16 protein-coding genes are annotated in these 16,698 nt (G+C 71.1%); 6 read left to right on the plus strand and 10 right to left on the minus strand.

The genetic code is table 11. The features are described 5' to 3' along the window. Window positions 1-98: 98 nt before the first annotated feature. From OG948_RS07810 to OG948_RS07845, 8 genes are all read right to left on the minus strand, one after another. Entirely contained in the window at window positions 99-1,511 is a 1,413-nt protein-coding gene (locus OG948_RS07810; protein WP_406294934.1) for a family 2B encapsulin nanocompartment shell protein, read from the minus strand. Window positions 1,512-1,790: 279 nt separating this feature from the next. Then, window positions 1,791-3,245, minus strand: a complete 1,455-nt coding sequence (locus OG948_RS07815; RefSeq protein WP_406294936.1) for a catalase — start codon at window positions 3,243-3,245, stop codon at window positions 1,791-1,793. A gap of 18 nt (window positions 3,246-3,263) precedes the next feature. Beyond that, the gene (alc, locus tag OG948_RS07820) at window positions 3,264-4,415 is read right to left on the minus strand and encodes an allantoicase (protein WP_406294937.1); all 1,152 of its coding nucleotides are present in this window, start codon (window positions 4,413-4,415) and stop codon (window positions 3,264-3,266) included. Between the two features lie 102 nt (window positions 4,416-4,517). After that, complete coding sequence (allB, locus tag OG948_RS07825; protein WP_406294939.1) at window positions 4,518-5,861, minus strand: allantoinase AllB; 1,344 nt, start codon at window positions 5,859-5,861, stop codon at window positions 4,518-4,520. Next, window positions 5,858-7,120, minus strand: coding sequence for a glycerate kinase (locus OG948_RS07830; protein WP_406294940.1), 1,263 nt, complete (start codon window positions 7,118-7,120; stop codon window positions 5,858-5,860). Before OG948_RS07830 ends, allB begins: the two co-directional genes overlap by 4 nt. Window positions 7,121-7,516: 396 nt before the next feature. Beyond that, on the minus strand, window positions 7,517-9,232 hold the full coding sequence (gene gcl / locus OG948_RS07835) for a glyoxylate carboligase (protein WP_406294941.1): 1,716 nt from the start codon (window positions 9,230-9,232) through the stop codon (window positions 7,517-7,519). Beyond that, window positions 9,232-10,197 carry a 2-hydroxy-3-oxopropionate reductase gene (locus OG948_RS07840; protein WP_406294942.1) on the minus strand — a complete coding sequence of 322 codons (966 nt, stop codon included), beginning with the start codon at window positions 10,195-10,197 and terminating at the stop codon, window positions 9,232-9,234. Before OG948_RS07840 ends, gcl begins: the two co-directional genes overlap by 1 nt. Further along, on the minus strand, window positions 10,194-11,036 hold the full coding sequence (locus OG948_RS07845) for a TIM barrel protein (protein ID WP_406294944.1): 843 nt from the start codon (window positions 11,034-11,036) through the stop codon (window positions 10,194-10,196). The genes OG948_RS07840 and OG948_RS07845 overlap by 4 nt, the downstream gene beginning before the upstream one ends. A 297-nt stretch (window positions 11,037-11,333) precedes the next feature. Between OG948_RS07845 and OG948_RS07850 the strand changes: the two genes are divergently transcribed. From OG948_RS07850 to OG948_RS07875, 6 genes are all read left to right on the plus strand, one after another. Next, a complete protein-coding gene (locus OG948_RS07850) occupies window positions 11,334-11,591 on the plus strand; it encodes a thiamine-binding protein (protein WP_406294946.1) in 258 nt (85 codons plus the stop codon). After that, complete coding sequence (locus OG948_RS07855; RefSeq protein ID WP_406294948.1) at window positions 11,588-11,950, plus strand: helix-turn-helix domain-containing protein; 363 nt, start codon at window positions 11,588-11,590, stop codon at window positions 11,948-11,950. Before OG948_RS07850 ends, OG948_RS07855 begins: the two co-directional genes overlap by 4 nt. 304 nt (window positions 11,951-12,254) lie before the next feature. Beyond that, entirely contained in the window at window positions 12,255-12,752 is a 498-nt protein-coding gene (uraD, locus tag OG948_RS07860) for a 2-oxo-4-hydroxy-4-carboxy-5-ureidoimidazoline decarboxylase (RefSeq protein WP_406294950.1), read from the plus strand. After that, on the plus strand, window positions 12,749-13,090 hold the full coding sequence (gene uraH / locus OG948_RS07865; protein WP_406294951.1) for a hydroxyisourate hydrolase: 342 nt from the start codon (window positions 12,749-12,751) through the stop codon (window positions 13,088-13,090). The genes uraD and uraH overlap by 4 nt, the downstream gene beginning before the upstream one ends. 5 nt (window positions 13,091-13,095) lie before the next feature. Next, window positions 13,096-14,010 (plus strand): factor-independent urate hydroxylase, encoded by a 915-nt coding sequence (pucL, locus tag OG948_RS07870; RefSeq protein ID WP_406294952.1) that lies wholly within the window; start codon window positions 13,096-13,098, stop codon window positions 14,008-14,010. A 121-nt stretch (window positions 14,011-14,131) separates the two neighbouring features. Continuing rightward, on the plus strand, window positions 14,132-15,562 hold the full coding sequence (locus tag OG948_RS07875) for an 8-oxoguanine deaminase (RefSeq protein WP_406294954.1): 1,431 nt from the start codon (window positions 14,132-14,134) through the stop codon (window positions 15,560-15,562). Between the two features lie 129 nt (window positions 15,563-15,691). Here the strand turns inward: OG948_RS07875 and OG948_RS07880 are convergent, their stop codons facing one another. Both OG948_RS07880 and OG948_RS07885 read right to left on the minus strand, forming a co-directional pair. Further along, on the minus strand, window positions 15,692-16,048 hold the full coding sequence (locus OG948_RS07880; protein WP_406294955.1) for an SseB family protein: 357 nt from the start codon (window positions 16,046-16,048) through the stop codon (window positions 15,692-15,694). A gap of 147 nt (window positions 16,049-16,195) precedes the next feature. Beyond that, the gene (locus OG948_RS07885; protein WP_395863560.1) at window positions 16,196-16,585 is read right to left on the minus strand and encodes a gamma-glutamylcyclotransferase; all 390 of its coding nucleotides are present in this window, start codon (window positions 16,583-16,585) and stop codon (window positions 16,196-16,198) included. Between the last annotated feature and the right edge of the window lie 113 nt (window positions 16,586-16,698).

Consider the following 16,698-nt stretch of genomic DNA (forward strand, 5'->3'; position numbering starts at 1 on the left):
CGATCGACCGCGCGCGTCCGTTGTTCGCGCGACGTCCAGCCCGACCTATAACCGGAAACGACCCATCCGACACAATTTGCCGACCCTCGTGACCTTTGTCACCCGACTCGGGAGATCTCCACGTTCTCCAGGACGCCGAGCGCGTCGGGCACCAGGATCGCCGCCGAGTAGTACGCCGTGACCAGGTAGGAGATCAGCGCCTGCTCGTTGATGCCCATGAATCGCACGGACAGGCCGGGCTGGTACTCGTCCGGCAGGCCGGTCTGGTGCAGGCCCACCACACCCTGGTCGTCCTCACCCGTACGCAGCACCAGGATCGAACTCGTGCGCGCCTCGGAGATCGGGATCTTGTTGCACGGGAAGATCGGCACCCCGCGCCAGGCCGGGATCTGGTTGCCGCCCACGTCGACCGTGGTCGGGTACAGGCCGAGCCGGCTGCATTCGCGGCCGAACGCGGCGATCGTGCGCGGGTGGGCCAGGAACAGCCGGGAGCCGCGCCGCCGGCTGAGCAGCTCGTCCATGTCGTCCGGCGTCGGCGGGCCCGCCTGGGCCTGGATGCGCTGCTCGTAGTCCGCGTTGTGCAGCAGGCCGAACTCGCGGTTGTTGATCAGCTCGTGTTCCTGCCGCTCGCGCAGCGCCTCGATGGTCAGTCGCAACTGCTGCTCGATCTGATCCATCGGCTGGTTGTACAGATCGGCCACCCGGCTGTGCACCCGCAGCACCGTCTGCGCCGCGCTCAACTCGTATTCGCGCGGCTTGAGTTCGTAGTCCACGAAGCTGCCCGGCAGCACCGCCTCGCCATGGTGGCCGGCGGACATCGGGATCTCCGCCTCACCCTTCGCGTTCTGCGGCCGGCCGCTGCCCTCGACGTAGTCCGCGAGGTGATCGCGCAGCGTGTCGGCGTGGACCCCGTCGAACGCGTCCCGCGGCATCTCGAGCACGATCACCGAGGTGGCCGCCGTGGCCGTGTAGTCCCAGGTCGACTCTCGGTCGACGAGCATCTTCTCGCCGAAGTGGTCGCCGTCGCCGTGCAGTCCGAGCGAAGTGCGATCGCCGTACGGTCCCACCCCGAACTTGCCGATCTTGCCGTGCACGACCAGGAATACCCGGTCGTTCGGCTCGCCGATCGTGGCGAGCGTCTCCCCCGCCGCGAACTCCCGCCGCACGAAGCGGTCCGCCAGCGCGCGCAGCACCTCCTCGTCCTCGAACCCGCGCAACGGAGCCAGTTCGCTCAACTCCGCCGGAATCACCCGGACTTCCGATCCGGTCTGGACGAACTGCACCCGCCCGTCGCCCACCCGGTAACTCAACCGCCGGTTGACCCGGTACGTACCACCCGACACCTGGACCCACGGCAACATCTTCAGCAGCCACCGAGACGTGATGTCCTGCATCTGCGGGACGGTCTTGGTCGTGGTCGCGAGATTTCGCGCCGCCGCCGTCGCAAGACTCGAACGAGCCTGCGTGTCCTGGGCCTCACTGTTCGTATCGGCCCCAGCATCGATCGACAACGATTCCGCCTCCCCTGGATGAACCGGTCTTCGCGGTCAATCGTTGCCGGTGCGAGGGCAGCCGGCCATTACCCGAACGGGTGAGACTGGAGAGGCGTCGAAGTGGCTATGTAACTACGGTTGCCCTTGGGTTTCCGGGCCACACGGCCCCACGCGGCATACGCCCGAACGGCCGAACACGCGCCCGGACGTCCGAGGACATCCGGGCGCGCGCGTCGACCCGACCCGATCGGGCTTCGGGTGGCTCTCGTCCGGGGCCGGACCCGCCGGCCTCGGGGGTCAGACGTCCCGCATCGCCGCGACCGCCCGCTTCACACGCGTTCCGTACTCCGGATCCGCCGCGTGGAAGTGCTGGAGCACCCGATCCACGATGTCGTCCCGGGTGACCTGGCCCAGGCTGCCCGCGATGTTCTCGACCAGCCGAGCCCGTTCCGCGTCGGACATCAGCCGGTACAGCTCGCCCGCCTGGAAGAAGTCGTCGTCCTTCGCGTGCGCCGGTGCCGCGTGCGCGCCGGCGTGGCCGGTCACCGCGAGCGGAGCGGACAGCGGCTCGCCGCTCTGGTACGGACCGCCGAAGCTGTTCGGCTCGTAATTCCGGGCCCGCCCGGCGGTGTTGGTCGCCATCGCGCCGTCCCGCCCGTGGTTGACCGCCACGGTCGCCTTGGGCGCGTTCACCGCGAGCTGCGTGTGGTTGACGCCCAGGCGGTAGCGGTGCGCGTCCGCGTAGGCGAACAGCCGGCCCTGGAGCATCTTGTCCGGGCTCGGCCCGATCCCCGGCACGAAGTTGTTCGGGCTGAACGCGGCCTGCTCGACGTCCGCGAACACGTTCTCCGGGTTGCGGTTCAGGGTCAGCCGACCGACCTCGAGCAGCGGATGGTCCGCGTGCGGCCACACCTTGGTCAGGTCGAACGGGTTGAACCGGTAGCGCGGCGCCTCGGCGACCGGCATCACCTGGACGTACAACGTCCAGGACGGGAAGACACCCCGGTCGATCGCCTGGTGCAGGTCGCGCTGATGCGAATCCGGGTCCTCGCCCGCCAGTTCGGCGCCCTCGGCGCTGGTGAGCGTGCGGATGCCCTGGTTCGTCGTGAAGTGGTACTTGACCCAGAACGCCTCGCCCTCGGCGTTGACCCACTGGTAGGTGTGCGAACCGAAACCGTTCATGTGCCGGTAGGACGCCGGGATGCCCCGGTCGCCGAACAGCCACGTGACCTGGTGGGTGGCCTCCGGCGAGTGCGACCAGAAGTCCCAGACGTTGTCCGGCTCGGTCGTCCCCGTGTACGGGTCGCGCTTCTGCGAGTGGATGAAGTCCGGGAACTTCAGCGGGTCCTTGATGAAGAACACCGGCGTGTTGTTGCCGACGAGGTCGTAATTGCCCTCCTCGGTATAGAACTTCACCGCGAACCCGCGCGGATCGCGCACCGCGTCGCCCGCGCCCAGGTTGCCCGCGACGGTCGAGAAGCGCTGGAACACCTCGGTCCGCCGCCCGACCTCGCCCAGGAAGTGCGCGCGCGTGTAGCGGGTGACGTCCTCGGTCACCTCGAACACGCCGTACGCGCCGGACCCGCGCGCGTGCACCACCCGCTCCGGGATGCGCTCGCGGTTGAACCGGGCCAACTTCTCGATCAGGTACTGGTCCTGGAGCAGCAGCGGGCCGCCGGCCCCGGCCGCCGCGCTGTTCTGGTTGTCGAAGACGGGCGCACCGGCCTCCGTCGTCAGTATCGGCTTGCTCATAGCAGAGTTGACTCCCTGTCAGCTATTCCGGGGAATGGCGGCGCCGGTCTTTCCGAGAGTGGGTGCACCGAGAGTGGGTGCACCGAGGGCCGGCTGTCGCGGGCCCTCGGTGCGTGCGAACGTCCGCTGCCGCTCCGAGGATCCGAAACGGTTTCGCAGGGCCGTCAGACCGGCCTCGGTCAGCCGTCCCGGCAGGCGCAGTCGGGCCACCCCGCCGTCCGGGAAGACCTCGATGCGCACGTGCGTCACGGGCGGTACGTCGGTGAGCCGGAACCGGTGCCGGGTGTCCGGCTGCACCCGGGTGCGCGGCAGCAGTTCGAACCAGGCGTCCGGGTCCACGCTCGCGTCGCTGCCCATCAGGGCGACCCAACCCGGCGCGTTGCCGAGGTAGTTGTCGATGTCGATCTCGGCGGCCAGGATCTCCGCCTGCTCGACCAGGCGTACCCGCACCCAGTCGTGTCCGTCGTCCCGTCGGCGCCGGGTCTCCCAGCCCTCGCCCATCACCCGCGAGCGGCCCGGCGCGTTGAGGTTGTGCGGCGAGGAGAAGTAGCGGTCGCTGGCCGCCTCGGCCAGCGCGCCGTACTCCTGCGCCGCGAGGTCCACCGTGAGCCCGTCCAGCCAGGCCGGATCCGGCACCGCCTCGCCGTACACACGCAGCCGGGCCACCCCGCCGTCGGGGAAGATGTTCAGCCGCACATGGGTGAACCGCTGCCCGGAGGTGACGGTGAACGGGTGTGCCGTGTCGCCCTTGAGGTCGGTGCGCGCGACGATCGTGGTCCACCGCACCGCCGGGTCGAGCAGTTCCTCGACCGAGGGTGTGCCGGGCACGGACGCGGCCTCCACCGAACCGCTCGGCGGGTAGTTGCCGGTGAAGAACGCGGTGTCCACCACGATCCCGCGCAGCACACCGGGCACGCCGAGCCGGACGATCGCCCAGTCGTGCGCGTCCGGTTCGGGATGCGGGTGCTCGGCCGAGGAGCCGCGCCGGCGGCGGGTCTCCCAGCCGTCCATGATCTGGCCCTTGGGGCCGAACGTGTGCGGTACGAAGACCGGCGGCTCGGCCTTGAGCAGGTTCTCCTTCTCGGCGAACCACTCGTCGTTGGCGGCCACCACGCCCGCCCCGAGGGCGCGCGAGGCGAGGTTGACGTATTCGGTGAAATCGGCGGTCATCGGCTGATCTCCTCGTCCGGAAGGGAGGTCGACGGCTACTCGGCTACAACTCGGGACGAGGGGGCGGGCCGTGGCCGCGCAACCGGCGCATTCCCGGGGTGATCACGTGGCGGTCTCCGTCCGGTCCAGGAGCCGCCCGCGCGGGCTTCCGTGCACGTCCACCGGCGCGCCCGCGAGCCACGTGGTGCGCACCGTGCCGGTGAGCGCGCGGCCCGCGTACGGGGTGACCGGGTTGCGGTGGTGCAGCCCGGCCGGGTCCACGGTGAACACCGCGTCCGGGTCGAACGCGACCAGGTCGGCGTCGTATCCCGGTGCGATCGCGCCCTTGCGGGCCAGACCCACCAACCGGGCCGGGCCGGCCGCCATCAGCGCGACCACGTCGGCCAGTTCGAAGCCGCGTGCCCTGGCCTCGGTCCAGACCGTGGCCAGGCCCAGTTGCAACGACGCGATCCCGCCCCACGCGGCGGCGAAGTCGCCCACGTCCAGCCGCTTGAGATCGGCGGTGCACGGCGAGTGGTCGGAGACCACGGCGGCGAACGAGCCCGCCTCGATCCCGCGCCACAGCCGGTCGCGGTTGTCCCGGGAGCGGATCGGCGGGCAACACTTGAACGCGGTGTCGCCCGCCGGAACACCCTCGGCGACCAGGGTCAGATAGTGCGGGCAGGTCTCGGCGGTGACCGCGATCCCGTCCGCGCGGGCGGCGTCCAGGAGCGGCAACACCCGCGCCGAGGACACGTGCAGGACGTGCACGCGTGCGCCGGTGCGCTTGGCGATGTCGAGCAACTGCTCGACCGCGACCGTCTCGGCCGCGTCCGGCCGGGACGCGAGGAAGTCGGCGTACGCCCGGCCGGGCACCTGCGGCGCCGCGTCCAGCACGTGCGGCGCCTCGGCGTGGATGATCGCCAGGGCGTCCAGCCGCGCCTGCTCGGTCAGCGCCTCGGCCAACTCGGCCGCGTTCACGTGCGGGAACTCGTCCACACCGGAGGGCGCGAGGAAACTCTTGAACCCGTACACGCCCGCCCGGTACAGCGGTTCCAGCTCGTCGGTGTTGCCCGGGATCGCGCCGCCCCAGAAGCCCACGTCCACGTATACCCGACCGCGCGCGACCTCCTGCTTGACCCGCAGCGCGTCGAGCGTGACGGTGGCCGGAATCGAGTTCAGCGGCATGTCGATCAAGGTGGTGACGCCACCGGCCGCCGCCGCCCGGGTCGCGCTCGTGAAGCCCTCCCACGCGGTGCGGCCCGGCTCGTTGATGTGTACGTGGGTGTCCACCAGGCCCGGCAGCAGGGCGAGTTCGCCCAGATCCTCGACCGGCGCGCCGGCGGCGCTGCGATACGGCGCCACGTCGGCGATCCGGCCGCCGGCCACGATCACGTCGGCCGGAAGCTCGCCGGCCGGGGTGAACACGCGGCGCGAGCGCAGTACGAGGGTGGGGGTGTGGGTCACGACGCGTCCTCCGGGTCCACGGGATGGGCCGAGCCGATCCGGTCGGTCGAACCGGGCCGATCCGTCGAACCGGTCCGGTCCGGCGAGTCGGTCGGGTGATGCGATGCGGTCGGGTCGTGCGATGCGGACCGGCCGCCCGGGTCGACCCCGTCGGCCGGGCCCGTGAGCAGGTCTCGGGCCAGGCGTTCGCCCGCGTCCTCGGCCAGTTCGCCGGCGCGGGTCATGCTGTCGGCGCCGAGATCGACCAGCGCGTAGGCCGCCACGATGCCGGCCGCGTCGAGTTGAACCCCGCTCAGCTCGACGCGGCCGCACACCACCGCCACGGGTACACCCCGTTCCCGGGCGGCGACCGCGACCCCGGCCGGTGCCTTGCCGTGCAGGGTCTGCCGGTCCAGGCTGCCCTCTCCGGTGACCACGAGATCCGCCCCGTCGAGCAGTTCGTCGAAGCCCAGGAGTTCGAGCAGCAGGCCGATGCCGGGCCGGACGCTCGCGCCGAGCAGCGCCAGCGCGCCGAACCCGGCCCCACCCGCGGCACCCGCCCCGGGCACCTCGGCCAGTTCGGGCGCGACCACCTCGGCCCAGCGCGCGAGCGCCGAGTCCAGAAGCCGAACCTCGTCCGGCGAGGCGCCCTTCTGCGGCCCGTACACCGCCGCGGCCCCCTTGGGGCCCAGCAGCGGATTGTCCACGTCCGAGGCGATCACCACCTCGACGCCGGCCAGCCGGGTCGTCAGGTCGCCGCGCTCGATCCGGTCCAGCCGCAGCAGCGCGGCCCCGCCCCGGGGCAGTTCCTCCCCCGCCGCGTCCAGCAGCCGTACGCCCAGCGCGCGAGCCAGCCCGGAGCCGCCGTCGGTGGAGGCGCTGCCGCCCAGGCCGAGCACGATCCGGGTGCAACCCAGCTCCAGCGCCCGGCCGATCAGCTCGCCCACCCCGGTGGTGTCCGCCGTCAGCGGCGCGGGCCCGTCCGGGAGCAGCGCGAGCCCCGAGGATTCGGCCAACTCGACCACCGCGGTTTGGCCGCGCACGGCGAGCGCCGCGCCCACCGGCCGCCCGGTGGGGCCGGTGACCCGTACCGGGATGCGCGCGAAGCCGGCGGCCACCGCGGCGTCCACGGTGCCCTCGCCGCCGTCGGCGATCGGCAACACGCGCACGTCCGCGTCCGGACGGGCCCGCCGGATCCCGGCACCGATCCTGACCGCGGCCTGCACGGCGGTCAGGGTCCCCTTGAACTTGTCGGGGGCCAGGACGACGACCGGTCCCATGCGCTGCTCCTTCGGGTGGGCTGCCGGAGGGGATGTCCGGGGTCGGCGCGGAGCCGACTGATCGGACACCGTGCCGAGGCACAGTCAACTACGTGGCTGCCGCTCTCGGCGAGATCGACAGGGGGTGGCGACGGTCCGACGCGGGCGCGACACCACGCGTGCTCGACGGTCCGACGCGGGCACGACTCGACGCGTGCGAGCGGGTGGCAACCGCCCGGTGACGCGGGCGCGACACCACGAGTGGGATCAGCGTCACCGGGCGGAATCAAGGGGAGCGGGGCGGGCCCCTGGGAGGGTCGGACGACTCGACCCGCCCCGCTCCGGACCTGACGAGCGGGTACGCCCCGCCCGGTCACCCGTGGTCGGCCGCGCGGCCGACCACGGGCCGCGGACCGGCTACGGAACCGGCTCGAACTCCTTGACCGCGTCGATCGCCGGCCCGTGCGGCGTGTTCGCCTCGCGCTCGATCATGATCTCCACCAGGACCGGGCGCGAGGTGCGCTGCGCCTCCTTGCGGGCCCATTCCATGGTGGACCGGATGTCGTCCGGCTCCACCACCCGCTTGCCCGAGCAGCCGTACGCCTCCATCAACTTGACGTTGTCGGTGCCGACCTCGTCGTAGTGGATGTCGACCTGGAAGTTCATCTCGTACGGGATCGACGCCTGGCGGATCAGCCCGAGGTACTCGTTGTTGATCATGATGATCACGAACGGCACGTTGTACTGCGCCGCCACCGCGAGCTCCTCGACCAGGTACTGGAAGCCGTAGTCGCCGACGATGCCGACCACCTCGGCGTCCGGGTCGCTGTGCTTGAGCGCCTTCTTGACGCCGATCGCCGCCGGGATCTCCCAGCCGAGCGGGCCGGCCTGGCCGCAGACCTGGTAGTGGCGCGGCTTGTAGGCCTTCTGGTGCTGGCCGCCCCAGATCTGGTAGAGGCCGATCGCGGTGACGAAGTAGGTGTCCTCGTCGAAGACCTCGTTGATCTCCTTGTACACCCGCGGCGCCTTGATCGGCACGCTGTCGAAGTCCTCGCGCCGGGTCAGCGTCGCGCGCAACTCCCGGATCCGGGCCACCCACGCGCCCGCCTCGCGGCGGATGCCCCGCTCCTTCGCGGTGGCCAGGATCGCCTGGAGGAAGTGCCGGGTATCCGAGACGATGCCCAGGTCCGGTTCGAAGACCTTGCCGATCTGGGTCGGCTCGATGTCCACGTGGATGAACTTGCGGGTGCCCCGGTAGACGTCCAGCGTGCCGGTGTGCCGGTCGCCGAAGCGCGCGCCGAGCGCGAGCACCAGGTCGGACTCCAGGAACGACGCGTTCCCGTAGCGCTGCGAGGTCTGCACGCCGGTCATCCCGCTGTAGAGCGCGTGGTTCTCGTCGATCGAGCCCTTGCCCATCAGGGTGACCTGCACCGGGATCTGAAGCAGTTCGGCCAGCTCGACGAGCTCCTCGTGCGCCTCGCCGATGATCACGCCGCCACCGGAGAGCAGCAGCGGACGCTCGGCGGCGAGCAGCAGGTCCAGGGCGGCGTCCACGCGCGGCTGGTGCGGGAGCACCTCGCTCACCGGCAGCGGCGCGTCCACCTCGGAGTCCCACCAGATCTCCTGCTTCTGCACGTCCAGCGGCAGGTCGATCAGCACCGGGCCGGGCCGGCCGGAGCGGGCCAGCCGGAACGCCTCGCGGAAGATCCACGGCGCCTGTGCGGCCTCCTTGACCTGCACGGACCACTTGGTCACCGGCTTGGCGATCTCGACGATGTCGACCGCCTGGAACGCCTCCTGGTGCAGCTTGCTGGAGACGGCCTGGCCGGTGATGCACACGATCGGAATGGAGTCGGCGAGCGCGGTGTACAGGCCGGTGATCATGTTGGTGCCGGCCGGACCGGAGGTGCCGATCGCGACGCCGACCCCGCCGTTCGTACGGGCCCAGCCGTCGGCCATGTGGGTCGCGCCCTCTTCGTGCCGGACGATCAGGTGCTCGATGCCGCCGACCGTTTCCAGCGCCTGGTACAGCGGCAGGATCGCCGCGCCGGGACAGCCGAACGCGGTGTCCACGCCTTCGGACCTGAGCACCTCGACGACGGCGTTCATGACCGGAACTCGACGGGGTGCCATCAGTTGTCTCCCTGCTTCGAACTGCCTCGCTCGGAACTGCCTTGGCCGGAACCGCCTGGGCCGGAACCGCCTTGCGCGGGAATGCCGTTGAGCCTTTCCAGGCCGAGCAGCAGACCGGAGTGGTCCAGCCCGCCGCCGCCCTGGGCGCGCAGCGACGCGACGAGTTGCGCGGTCAAACCGGCGAGCGGCAGCACGAGGTCGAACTCGCGGGCCGACTCGGTGACGATGCCCATGTCCTTGTGGTGCAGGTCGATCCGGAACCCGGGCTTGAAGTCGCGGTCGCGCATCACCCGGGCCTTGCGGTCCAGGACCGTGCTGCCGGCCAGGCCGCCGGCGAGCACCTTCAGGCCCGCCTCGGTGTCCACCCCGGCACGTTCGAGGAACAGCAGTGCCTCGGCGACGAGTTGGATGTTGCCCGCGACGATGAGCTGGTTGGCCGCCTTGACCGTCTGGCCCGCGCCGTGCGGGCCGACGTGCACGATGGTCTTGCCGAGCACCTCGAACAGGGGCAGCGCGGCGGCGAAGTCCGCCGCCGCACCGCCGACCATGATGGAGAGCACCGCCTCGATCGCGCCCGCCTCGCCGCCGCTGACCGGGGCGTCCAGCACTCGCAGCTTGTGCTCGGCGCCGGCCTTGGCCACCGCGATCGAGGTGCCGGGCTTGATCGAACTCATGTCGATCACCAGGGTGCCGGGCTTGACCGTGTCCAACACGCCGCCGTCGCCGAACATCACCTTCTCGACGTGCGGATCGGCCGGGACCATGGTGATCACCACGTCCGCGTCGCGCACCGCCTCGGCGATGTTCGCCGCGCCCTTGCCGCCGGCCGCGATCAGCCGGTCGATGGCGTCCCGTTCCAGGTTGAACCCGGTCACCTCGTGGCCGGCCCGGACCAGGTGGGCGGCCATCGGACCGCCCATGATGCCGAGACCGACGAAACCGATCCTCTTGCTCGCGCCGGTCATCCGGCCCCTCCCTTGGTGTCGCGCAGCTCGCGCGGAAGCCAGCCGAAGCTGTCCGCGCTCGGGCCGACGGGCTTGTATTCGAGGCCGACGCGCCCGGTGTACCCGGCGGCGACGAGTCGGCGGAACAGGTCTTCGAAGTCCAGCCCGCCGGTGCCCGGTTGCCCCCGTCCGGGGGTGTCGGCGATCTGTACGTGGCCGAACCGGTCGGCGTACGTGTCGATCACGGCGGTGAGGTCCTCGCCGTTGCGGTCGAGGTGGTACAGGTCGCACAGGAAGGTCGCGTTGCCCAGGCCGGTCTCGGCGTTGACCTTGTCCACCACCGCCACCGCTTCGGCGGCGGTGGTCAGCGGATACCGCGCGTTCTCCGGCGTGTTGAGCGCCTCGATCAGCACGATCGCGCCGATGCCGTGCGCGGCCCGGGCTGCCAGGGCCAGGTTCTCCAGAGCGAGTTCGTCCTGGACCCGCGGGTCCACACCGTCCTCGCGGTTGCCGTACAGCGCGTTCAGCGCGCGGCAGCCCAGGCTCTCGGCGAAGCCGGTCGCCGCGGCGATGTTGTCCCGGAAGCGCGCCGATTCGGCCGGCTGGGACAGCAGGCCGCGGTCGCCGGCGGGCATGTCACCCGCGTCGAAGTTCAGGCCGACCAGGTCGACGCCGGCGTCGCGGATCGCTCGGGCGAGCGTGTCCAGCTCGGCGTCGGCGGGGGTCGGGCCGCCGAAGGGCCACCACAGCTCGATCTCGGCGAAGCCGGCCTCGGCGGCGGCAGCGGGCCGCTCGAGAAGCGGGAGTTCGGTGAAGAGGATCGAGAGATTGATGTCGAAGCGCAGATCACGAGCGCTCACGGGATCACCTCTTCCACGTCGGTTCCACAATGCGGAAGTAAGATTCTGCTCACCGGAATGATGCCACGCGCCTTCAACAGTTTGTCAAGGGTGGCCGCCGCAGTCTGACCCACGCGCGCCCCGCCGACCAGCCCCCACCCCAGGCCGGCCCCACCCCCGCCGAACTCCGCCGGTCGCACTCCGTCGGCCGAGCTCCGGCATGGGGCACCCACCTGACATCCGCACCCCCACACGACGAATCGCCGGCCCGCGGCGCGGGCCCGGCGAGGTTCCGGAGCCGGGCGCTAGGGTTCGAGCGTGCGATTGCGGATTGAGTTCTCGACCGAGCCGTTCGACCTGGACGGCGTGCCGGCCCACGCCCTGGAGGCCCGCCGGATCCTCGACGAAGCGGGCCTCGACGTGGAGGTCGGCCCCTTCGGCACGACCGCCGAGGGCGAGGCCGACGTGGTCCTCGCCGCGCTCGACAAGGTCTACCGAGGCGCGCTCGAGGTCGGCGCGACTCGGATCTCGGTACAGGTCACCACCGTGCCGACGGCGCCGGGAGGCCCCGCGTGAGCCCCGCCGAACACCCGCTGGCCGCCGCGATCAAGCCGCTGGTGACCGCGATAGGCGCGCAATTCGTCACCCCGGACGAGGCCGGCCCCGAGGACGTCGTGCTGGACTGGGAGGGCGAACCGGCCGTCGCCGTCCGCCTCCCCGGCCTCGGCACCGCCCTCGACCGCCTCCTCGGCGACGCGGAACGCCAGTACGGCCCGCTGGCCGACCTCGACCGCGAGGCCAAACAGCGCGTGGTCCGCACCCTCGAACAACGCGGCGCCTTCACCATCCGCCACGGCGTCGAGACCGTGGCCGCGGCCCTGGGCGTGAGCCGCTTCACCGTCTACAACTACCTCAACCGCGAATCCCGAGGCTGAACCCGGCCCCCTCGGACGTACCCCGACCCGGCACCGACCCGCGACCCACCCCGACCGGCGCCGACCCGCGCGAGGGCGAGCGCCGCCGCGCCCGGAAAGGAAGTGCCTCCCCCACGCGAGCACTTCCGCGAGCCGCGTTTCCGGCGGGTCACGTTGTATTCACCACGGTGATCGACTTCAACAAACTGTTGACGCGGGAGTTTCGGAGCGCCTAGCGTTCCGGCCATCGCCGCGTCGGGGTATTCGCTCGGACGCGGCGCATGGCTCTGGACGGGCATGCCCGCCGAGTGAGGAGGTTCCCGACATGTCATCAGCGCCAGGACTCGACAGGTTCGACGCCGCGTCCGCCGAAGAGGCGATCCGACTGCTCGGTGAGGTCTGCGCGAGTCGTGCCTGGATCGGCGCGCTGCTCACGGCCCGGCCCTATGGCGACCCGGAGAAGTTGTACGCGAGATCCGACGAGGCGGTCGCGATCCTGACCGCCGACGATCTCCAGGAGGCGATCGACGGTCACGCCGTGATCGGCCGCCCGCGCCACGACGATCCGCAGTCGACGCGCGAGCAGTCCGGGGTACACCGGGCGGGTGACACGGTGTTGGCCGACCTGCGGGCCGGGAACATCGCGTACGAACAGCGGTTCGGCCGGGTCTTCCTGATCTGCGCGAGCGGTCGCAGCGCCGCGGAGATGCTCGCCGAACTGCGACACCGACTCGACAACGACCCGGCGTCCGAGTGGGAGGTCACCCGCGAGGAACTGCGGAAGATCAACCGCCTGCGCCTGGAAGGGCTGATCTCCGCGTGATCTCCACCCACATCCTGGACACCAGCGAGGGCCGGCCGGCGCCGGACGTGCCGGTCGAGTTGTCCCGGCGCGAGGCCGACGGGACGTGGACCGTACTGGGCAACTCGGCGACCGACGCCGACGGACGCTGCCCGGATCTGCCGCCGCTGGGCGTGGATCCCGCCGCCGGCCCGGTCGACGTACGACTGGTCTTCGACGTCGCCGCGTACCGCCGCGCGCGCGGCGAGACGCCGTTCTTCCCGGAGGTCCGGGTGGTCTTCACCGCCGACCCCGGAACGCATTACCACGTACCGCTTTTGCTCAACCCGTACGGATATTCCGTCTATCGAGGGAGCTGACAGGCATGCCGATGGTGCTCGGCCAGAATCAGTACGGAAAGGCGGAGACCCGCGTGGTCCGGGTCCGCCGCGACACCGAACGGCACGAGGTCAAGGACCTCAACGTCAGCGTCGCGCTGTCGGGCGAGTTGTCCGACACCCACTTCACCGGCGGCAACGGCAACGTGCTGCCCACGGACACCATGAAGAACACCGTGTTCGCGTTCGCGCGCGAGCACGGCATCGACTCGGCCGAGGCCTACGGCATACGCCTGGCCCGGCACTTCGTCGAGTCGCAGCCCTCGATCACCCGGGCCCGGGTGCGGATCGAGGAGTACCCCTGGAACCGCGTCCCCGCCGCCGAGGCGCGCAATCGCTTCGTCGGCGCGGACGAGATCCACCACTCGTTCGTCCGGGACGGCGGCGAGACCCGGACCACCGAGATCGTCTGGGAGCACGGCCGGGTCCGGGTGATCTCCGGACTCAAGGACCTGGTCGTGATGAACACGACGGCCTCCGAGTTCTGGGGCTACATCAAGGATCGGTACACCACCCTCCAGGAGGCGTACGACCGGATCCTGGCCACCCAGGTCACCGCGCTCTGGCGGTTCTCCTTCGACGCGGCCGACGGCGCGAGCGAACCGAACTGGGAGCGCTCGTACGCCCAGGTCCGCCGGCACCTGCTGGAGTCCTTCGCCGAGACGTACTCCTACTCGCTCCAGCAGTCCCTGTACGCGATGGCGAACCGGGTGCTGACCCATCGACACGAGGTGGACGAGGTTCGGCTGTCGCTGCCGAACAAGCACCACTTCCAGGTCGACATGGATCGGATGGGCGTCAAGAACGACAAGGAGGTGTACTACGCCGCCGACCGGCCCTACGGTCTGATCGAGGGCACCGTGCACCGCGAGGGTGTCATTCCGCTGATTCCGGTGGACTGACCTCGATCGTCGGGCATAACCCCCGGAGGATTCTTCATCCGCCGTCCCGCCTCCGGGGCCCGCGCGCAGGACCAGACGGCGGTTCGTTCGTACATTGGACCGCTGCCGCAAGGGACTGCCCATGTCTGTAGGAAACACCGCGCAGAACTCCGCCGGCTCCGCCCCCTCCGTGGCGGGCTCCGCCCACGTCGCCGGTTCCGGGCGCATCGTGATCGAGAACTGCGCGATCGCGACCGTCGACGCGCGGGACACCGAGTACACCTCGGGCCACATCGTGGTCGCGGGCAACCGGATCGAGTCGGTCGGCGCGGGTGCCGCCCCGGCCGGCCTGGAACGCGTCGTCCGCCGGATCGACGGCACGGGCCACCTGGTCACCCCGGGACTGGTCAACACGCACCACCACTTCTACCAGTGGATCACCCGCGGCCTGGCCCAGGAGTGCAACCTCTTCGACTGGCTCGTGACGCTCTACCCCACCTGGGCGAAGATCGACGACGAGATGTGTTACGCCGCCGCGCAGGGCTCGGCCGCCGCGCTGCTGCGCTCGGGGTGCACCACCTCCACCGATCACGCGTACGTCTTCCCCAAGGACGGCGGCGACATCCTGGGCGCGGAGATCCGCGCGCTGGCCGAACTGGGCATGCGTTTCCAGCCCACCCGGGGCTCGATGGACCTGGGCGAGTCGCAGGGCGGGCTGCCGCCGGACGCGTGCGTCGAGGACACCGACGCCGCGCTGGCCGCGACCGCCGAGGCGATCGACACCTGGCACGACCCGTCCTTCGACTCGATGGTGCGGATCACCGCCGCGCCCTGCTCGCCCTTCTCCGTCACTCCCGAACTCCTGCGTGGCGCCGCCGAGTTGGCCCGCGCCAAGGGTGTGCGACTGCACACCCACGGCTCGGAGACGGTGGAGGAGGAGGACTTCTGCCACGAGAAGTTCGGCATGGGCCCCACCGACTACCTGGAAAGCGTCGGCTGGTTGGGCGAGGACGTGTGGATGGCGCACTGCGTACACATGAACGACTCGGACATCACCAAGTTCGCCGCCACCGGCACCGGCGTGGCGCACTGCCCGTCCTCCAACGCGCGCCTCGCCGCGGGCATCGCACGCGTTCCGGAGATGCTGGCCGCCGGCGTCCCGGTCGGCCTGGGCGTCGACGGCACCGCCTCCAACGAGTCGGGCGAGCTGGGTACGGAGCTGCGCAACGCGCTGCTGATCGCCCGACTGCGCCGCGGCCCGGCGGCGATGACGGCCCGCCAGTCGTTGCGGCTGGGCACGATGGGCGGCGCGAAGGTGCTCGGCCGCGAACGCGAGATCGGTTCGCTGGAACCCGGCAAGCTCGCCGACCTGGCCATGTGGCGCGTGGACGACGTCCTGCACGCGGGCATCGCCGACCCGGTCGCGGCCCTGGTCCTGGGCGCGGCGGCACCGCTGACCCTGCTGCTGGTGAACGGCCGCGAGGTGGTCGAACAGGGACACCTGTCCCGAGTCGACGAGGAGCAGATCGCCCGCAACGTGGCCCACGCGGCGGCCCGCCTGCGCGCCGAGTAGCAGCCGACGGGAATCCCTGACACACCGTCACGCGGCCGAAGGTCCACCGGACTTCGGCCGCGTTTCGGCGTGTCCGGGCAATCGGCCGGTCCGGTCGATCCGCCGTGGTCCCGGTCCCGGGTGTCGCCGTCAGTCGCGCGTCGTCGCGGCCTTCGCGACCAGGGCCAGCGGTACGGTCGCGCACCGGGTGGCGGAGGCCACGGTCATGGTGCGCACCCCGGTGCGCCCGGCGATGTCGACCAGGCGCGCCGCGTCGCACAGGTAGGCCCGCGCGTGCGGGACGTCCCGGGCGCACGTGGCCGCGTCGACGAAGGCGGGCAGCCACGGTCGGCCGTCCTGCCCGTGGATGAAGACCACCGACTCGTCATCGTCGATCGGGACCACCACGCCGCCGGCCACGATCGCGGCAAGCAGGTCGGCGGGATCGGTCCCGCTCTCGTCGGCGCGGTCGAGGAGGGCGGCCAGGGCCGGGTTCGCGGCAGTCATGCCATGATCATATGGGCCCTGATTGTCGGGATTCGGCACCGCCGACCGACGGGCTCCCGGGGCACGCGAAACGGGCGGGTCCGACCTGGATCGGACCCGCCCGTCACCTGCCGCCCGCCGTCCCGACACCTCGGGAGCCGGGAACCGCTACGCGTCGCGCCCCAGCGTCCGCAGATACGCCCGCCAGCCGCCGAACTCGGTGATCTCCTTGTGCCTGCCCGACTCCGACTCGCCGCGGCGCAGGATCATCGAGAAGCAGGCCGAACCGTCCTCGAGCTTGATGATCCCGAACTCCAGCTCGGCTGGCTCGGTGGGCAGCAGGTTGTCGCGCAGCACCTCGTCCGGGACCTCGTACACCTCGCCCGCGATCTGCGCCTCGCTCGCCGGATCGGGCAGCAGGCCCGGGCAGCGGTCGCCGATCGAGAAGAAGCGATAACCGGGCGCGGTACGGGTCTTGGCGACCAGCGGCGCACCCTCCAGGTGGTGGTGGAACGGACCACCCTCCATCGCCTGGCCGTTGAGGAACATCCGTGCCATGTGCTGCCTCCTGTTCGATGCCCGCGCGAGAACCGTCGGCGGCGCTCGGCGCCGCAGACGCAGGCGACGAGGTTTCGCCGTCGCCGAGGTATCCCGAGAAGAAGATGAAGAAG

Origin of the sequence: Embleya sp. NBC_00888, from assembly GCF_045207655.1 — a bacterium.
Classification (GTDB): Bacteria; Actinomycetota; Actinomycetes; order Streptomycetales; family Streptomycetaceae; genus Embleya.

Coding starts and splice junctions, on each gene's coding strand:
- gcl (WP_406294941.1), bottom strand. CDS start 9,232: ATGGCACCCCGTCGAGTTCCGGTCATGAACGCCGTCGTCGAGGTGCTC.
- OG948_RS07830 (WP_406294940.1), bottom strand. CDS start 7,120: ATGGGACCGGTCGTCGTCCTGGCCCCCGACAAGTTCAAGGGGACCCTG.
- OG948_RS07840 (WP_406294942.1), bottom strand. CDS start 10,197: ATGACCGGCGCGAGCAAGAGGATCGGTTTCGTCGGTCTCGGCATCATG.
- OG948_RS07880 (WP_406294955.1), bottom strand. CDS start 16,048: ATGACTGCCGCGAACCCGGCCCTGGCCGCCCTCCTCGACCGCGCCGAC.
- OG948_RS07815 (WP_406294936.1), bottom strand. CDS start 3,245: ATGAGCAAGCCGATACTGACGACGGAGGCCGGTGCGCCCGTCTTCGAC.
- uraD (WP_406294950.1), top strand. CDS start 12,255: ATGTCATCAGCGCCAGGACTCGACAGGTTCGACGCCGCGTCCGCCGAA.
- OG948_RS07875 (WP_406294954.1), top strand. CDS start 14,132: ATGTCTGTAGGAAACACCGCGCAGAACTCCGCCGGCTCCGCCCCCTCC.
- pucL (WP_406294952.1), top strand. CDS start 13,096: ATGCCGATGGTGCTCGGCCAGAATCAGTACGGAAAGGCGGAGACCCGC.
- OG948_RS07885 (WP_395863560.1), bottom strand. CDS start 16,585: ATGGCACGGATGTTCCTCAACGGCCAGGCGATGGAGGGTGGTCCGTTC.
- alc (WP_406294937.1), bottom strand. CDS start 4,415: ATGACCGCCGATTTCACCGAATACGTCAACCTCGCCTCGCGCGCCCTC.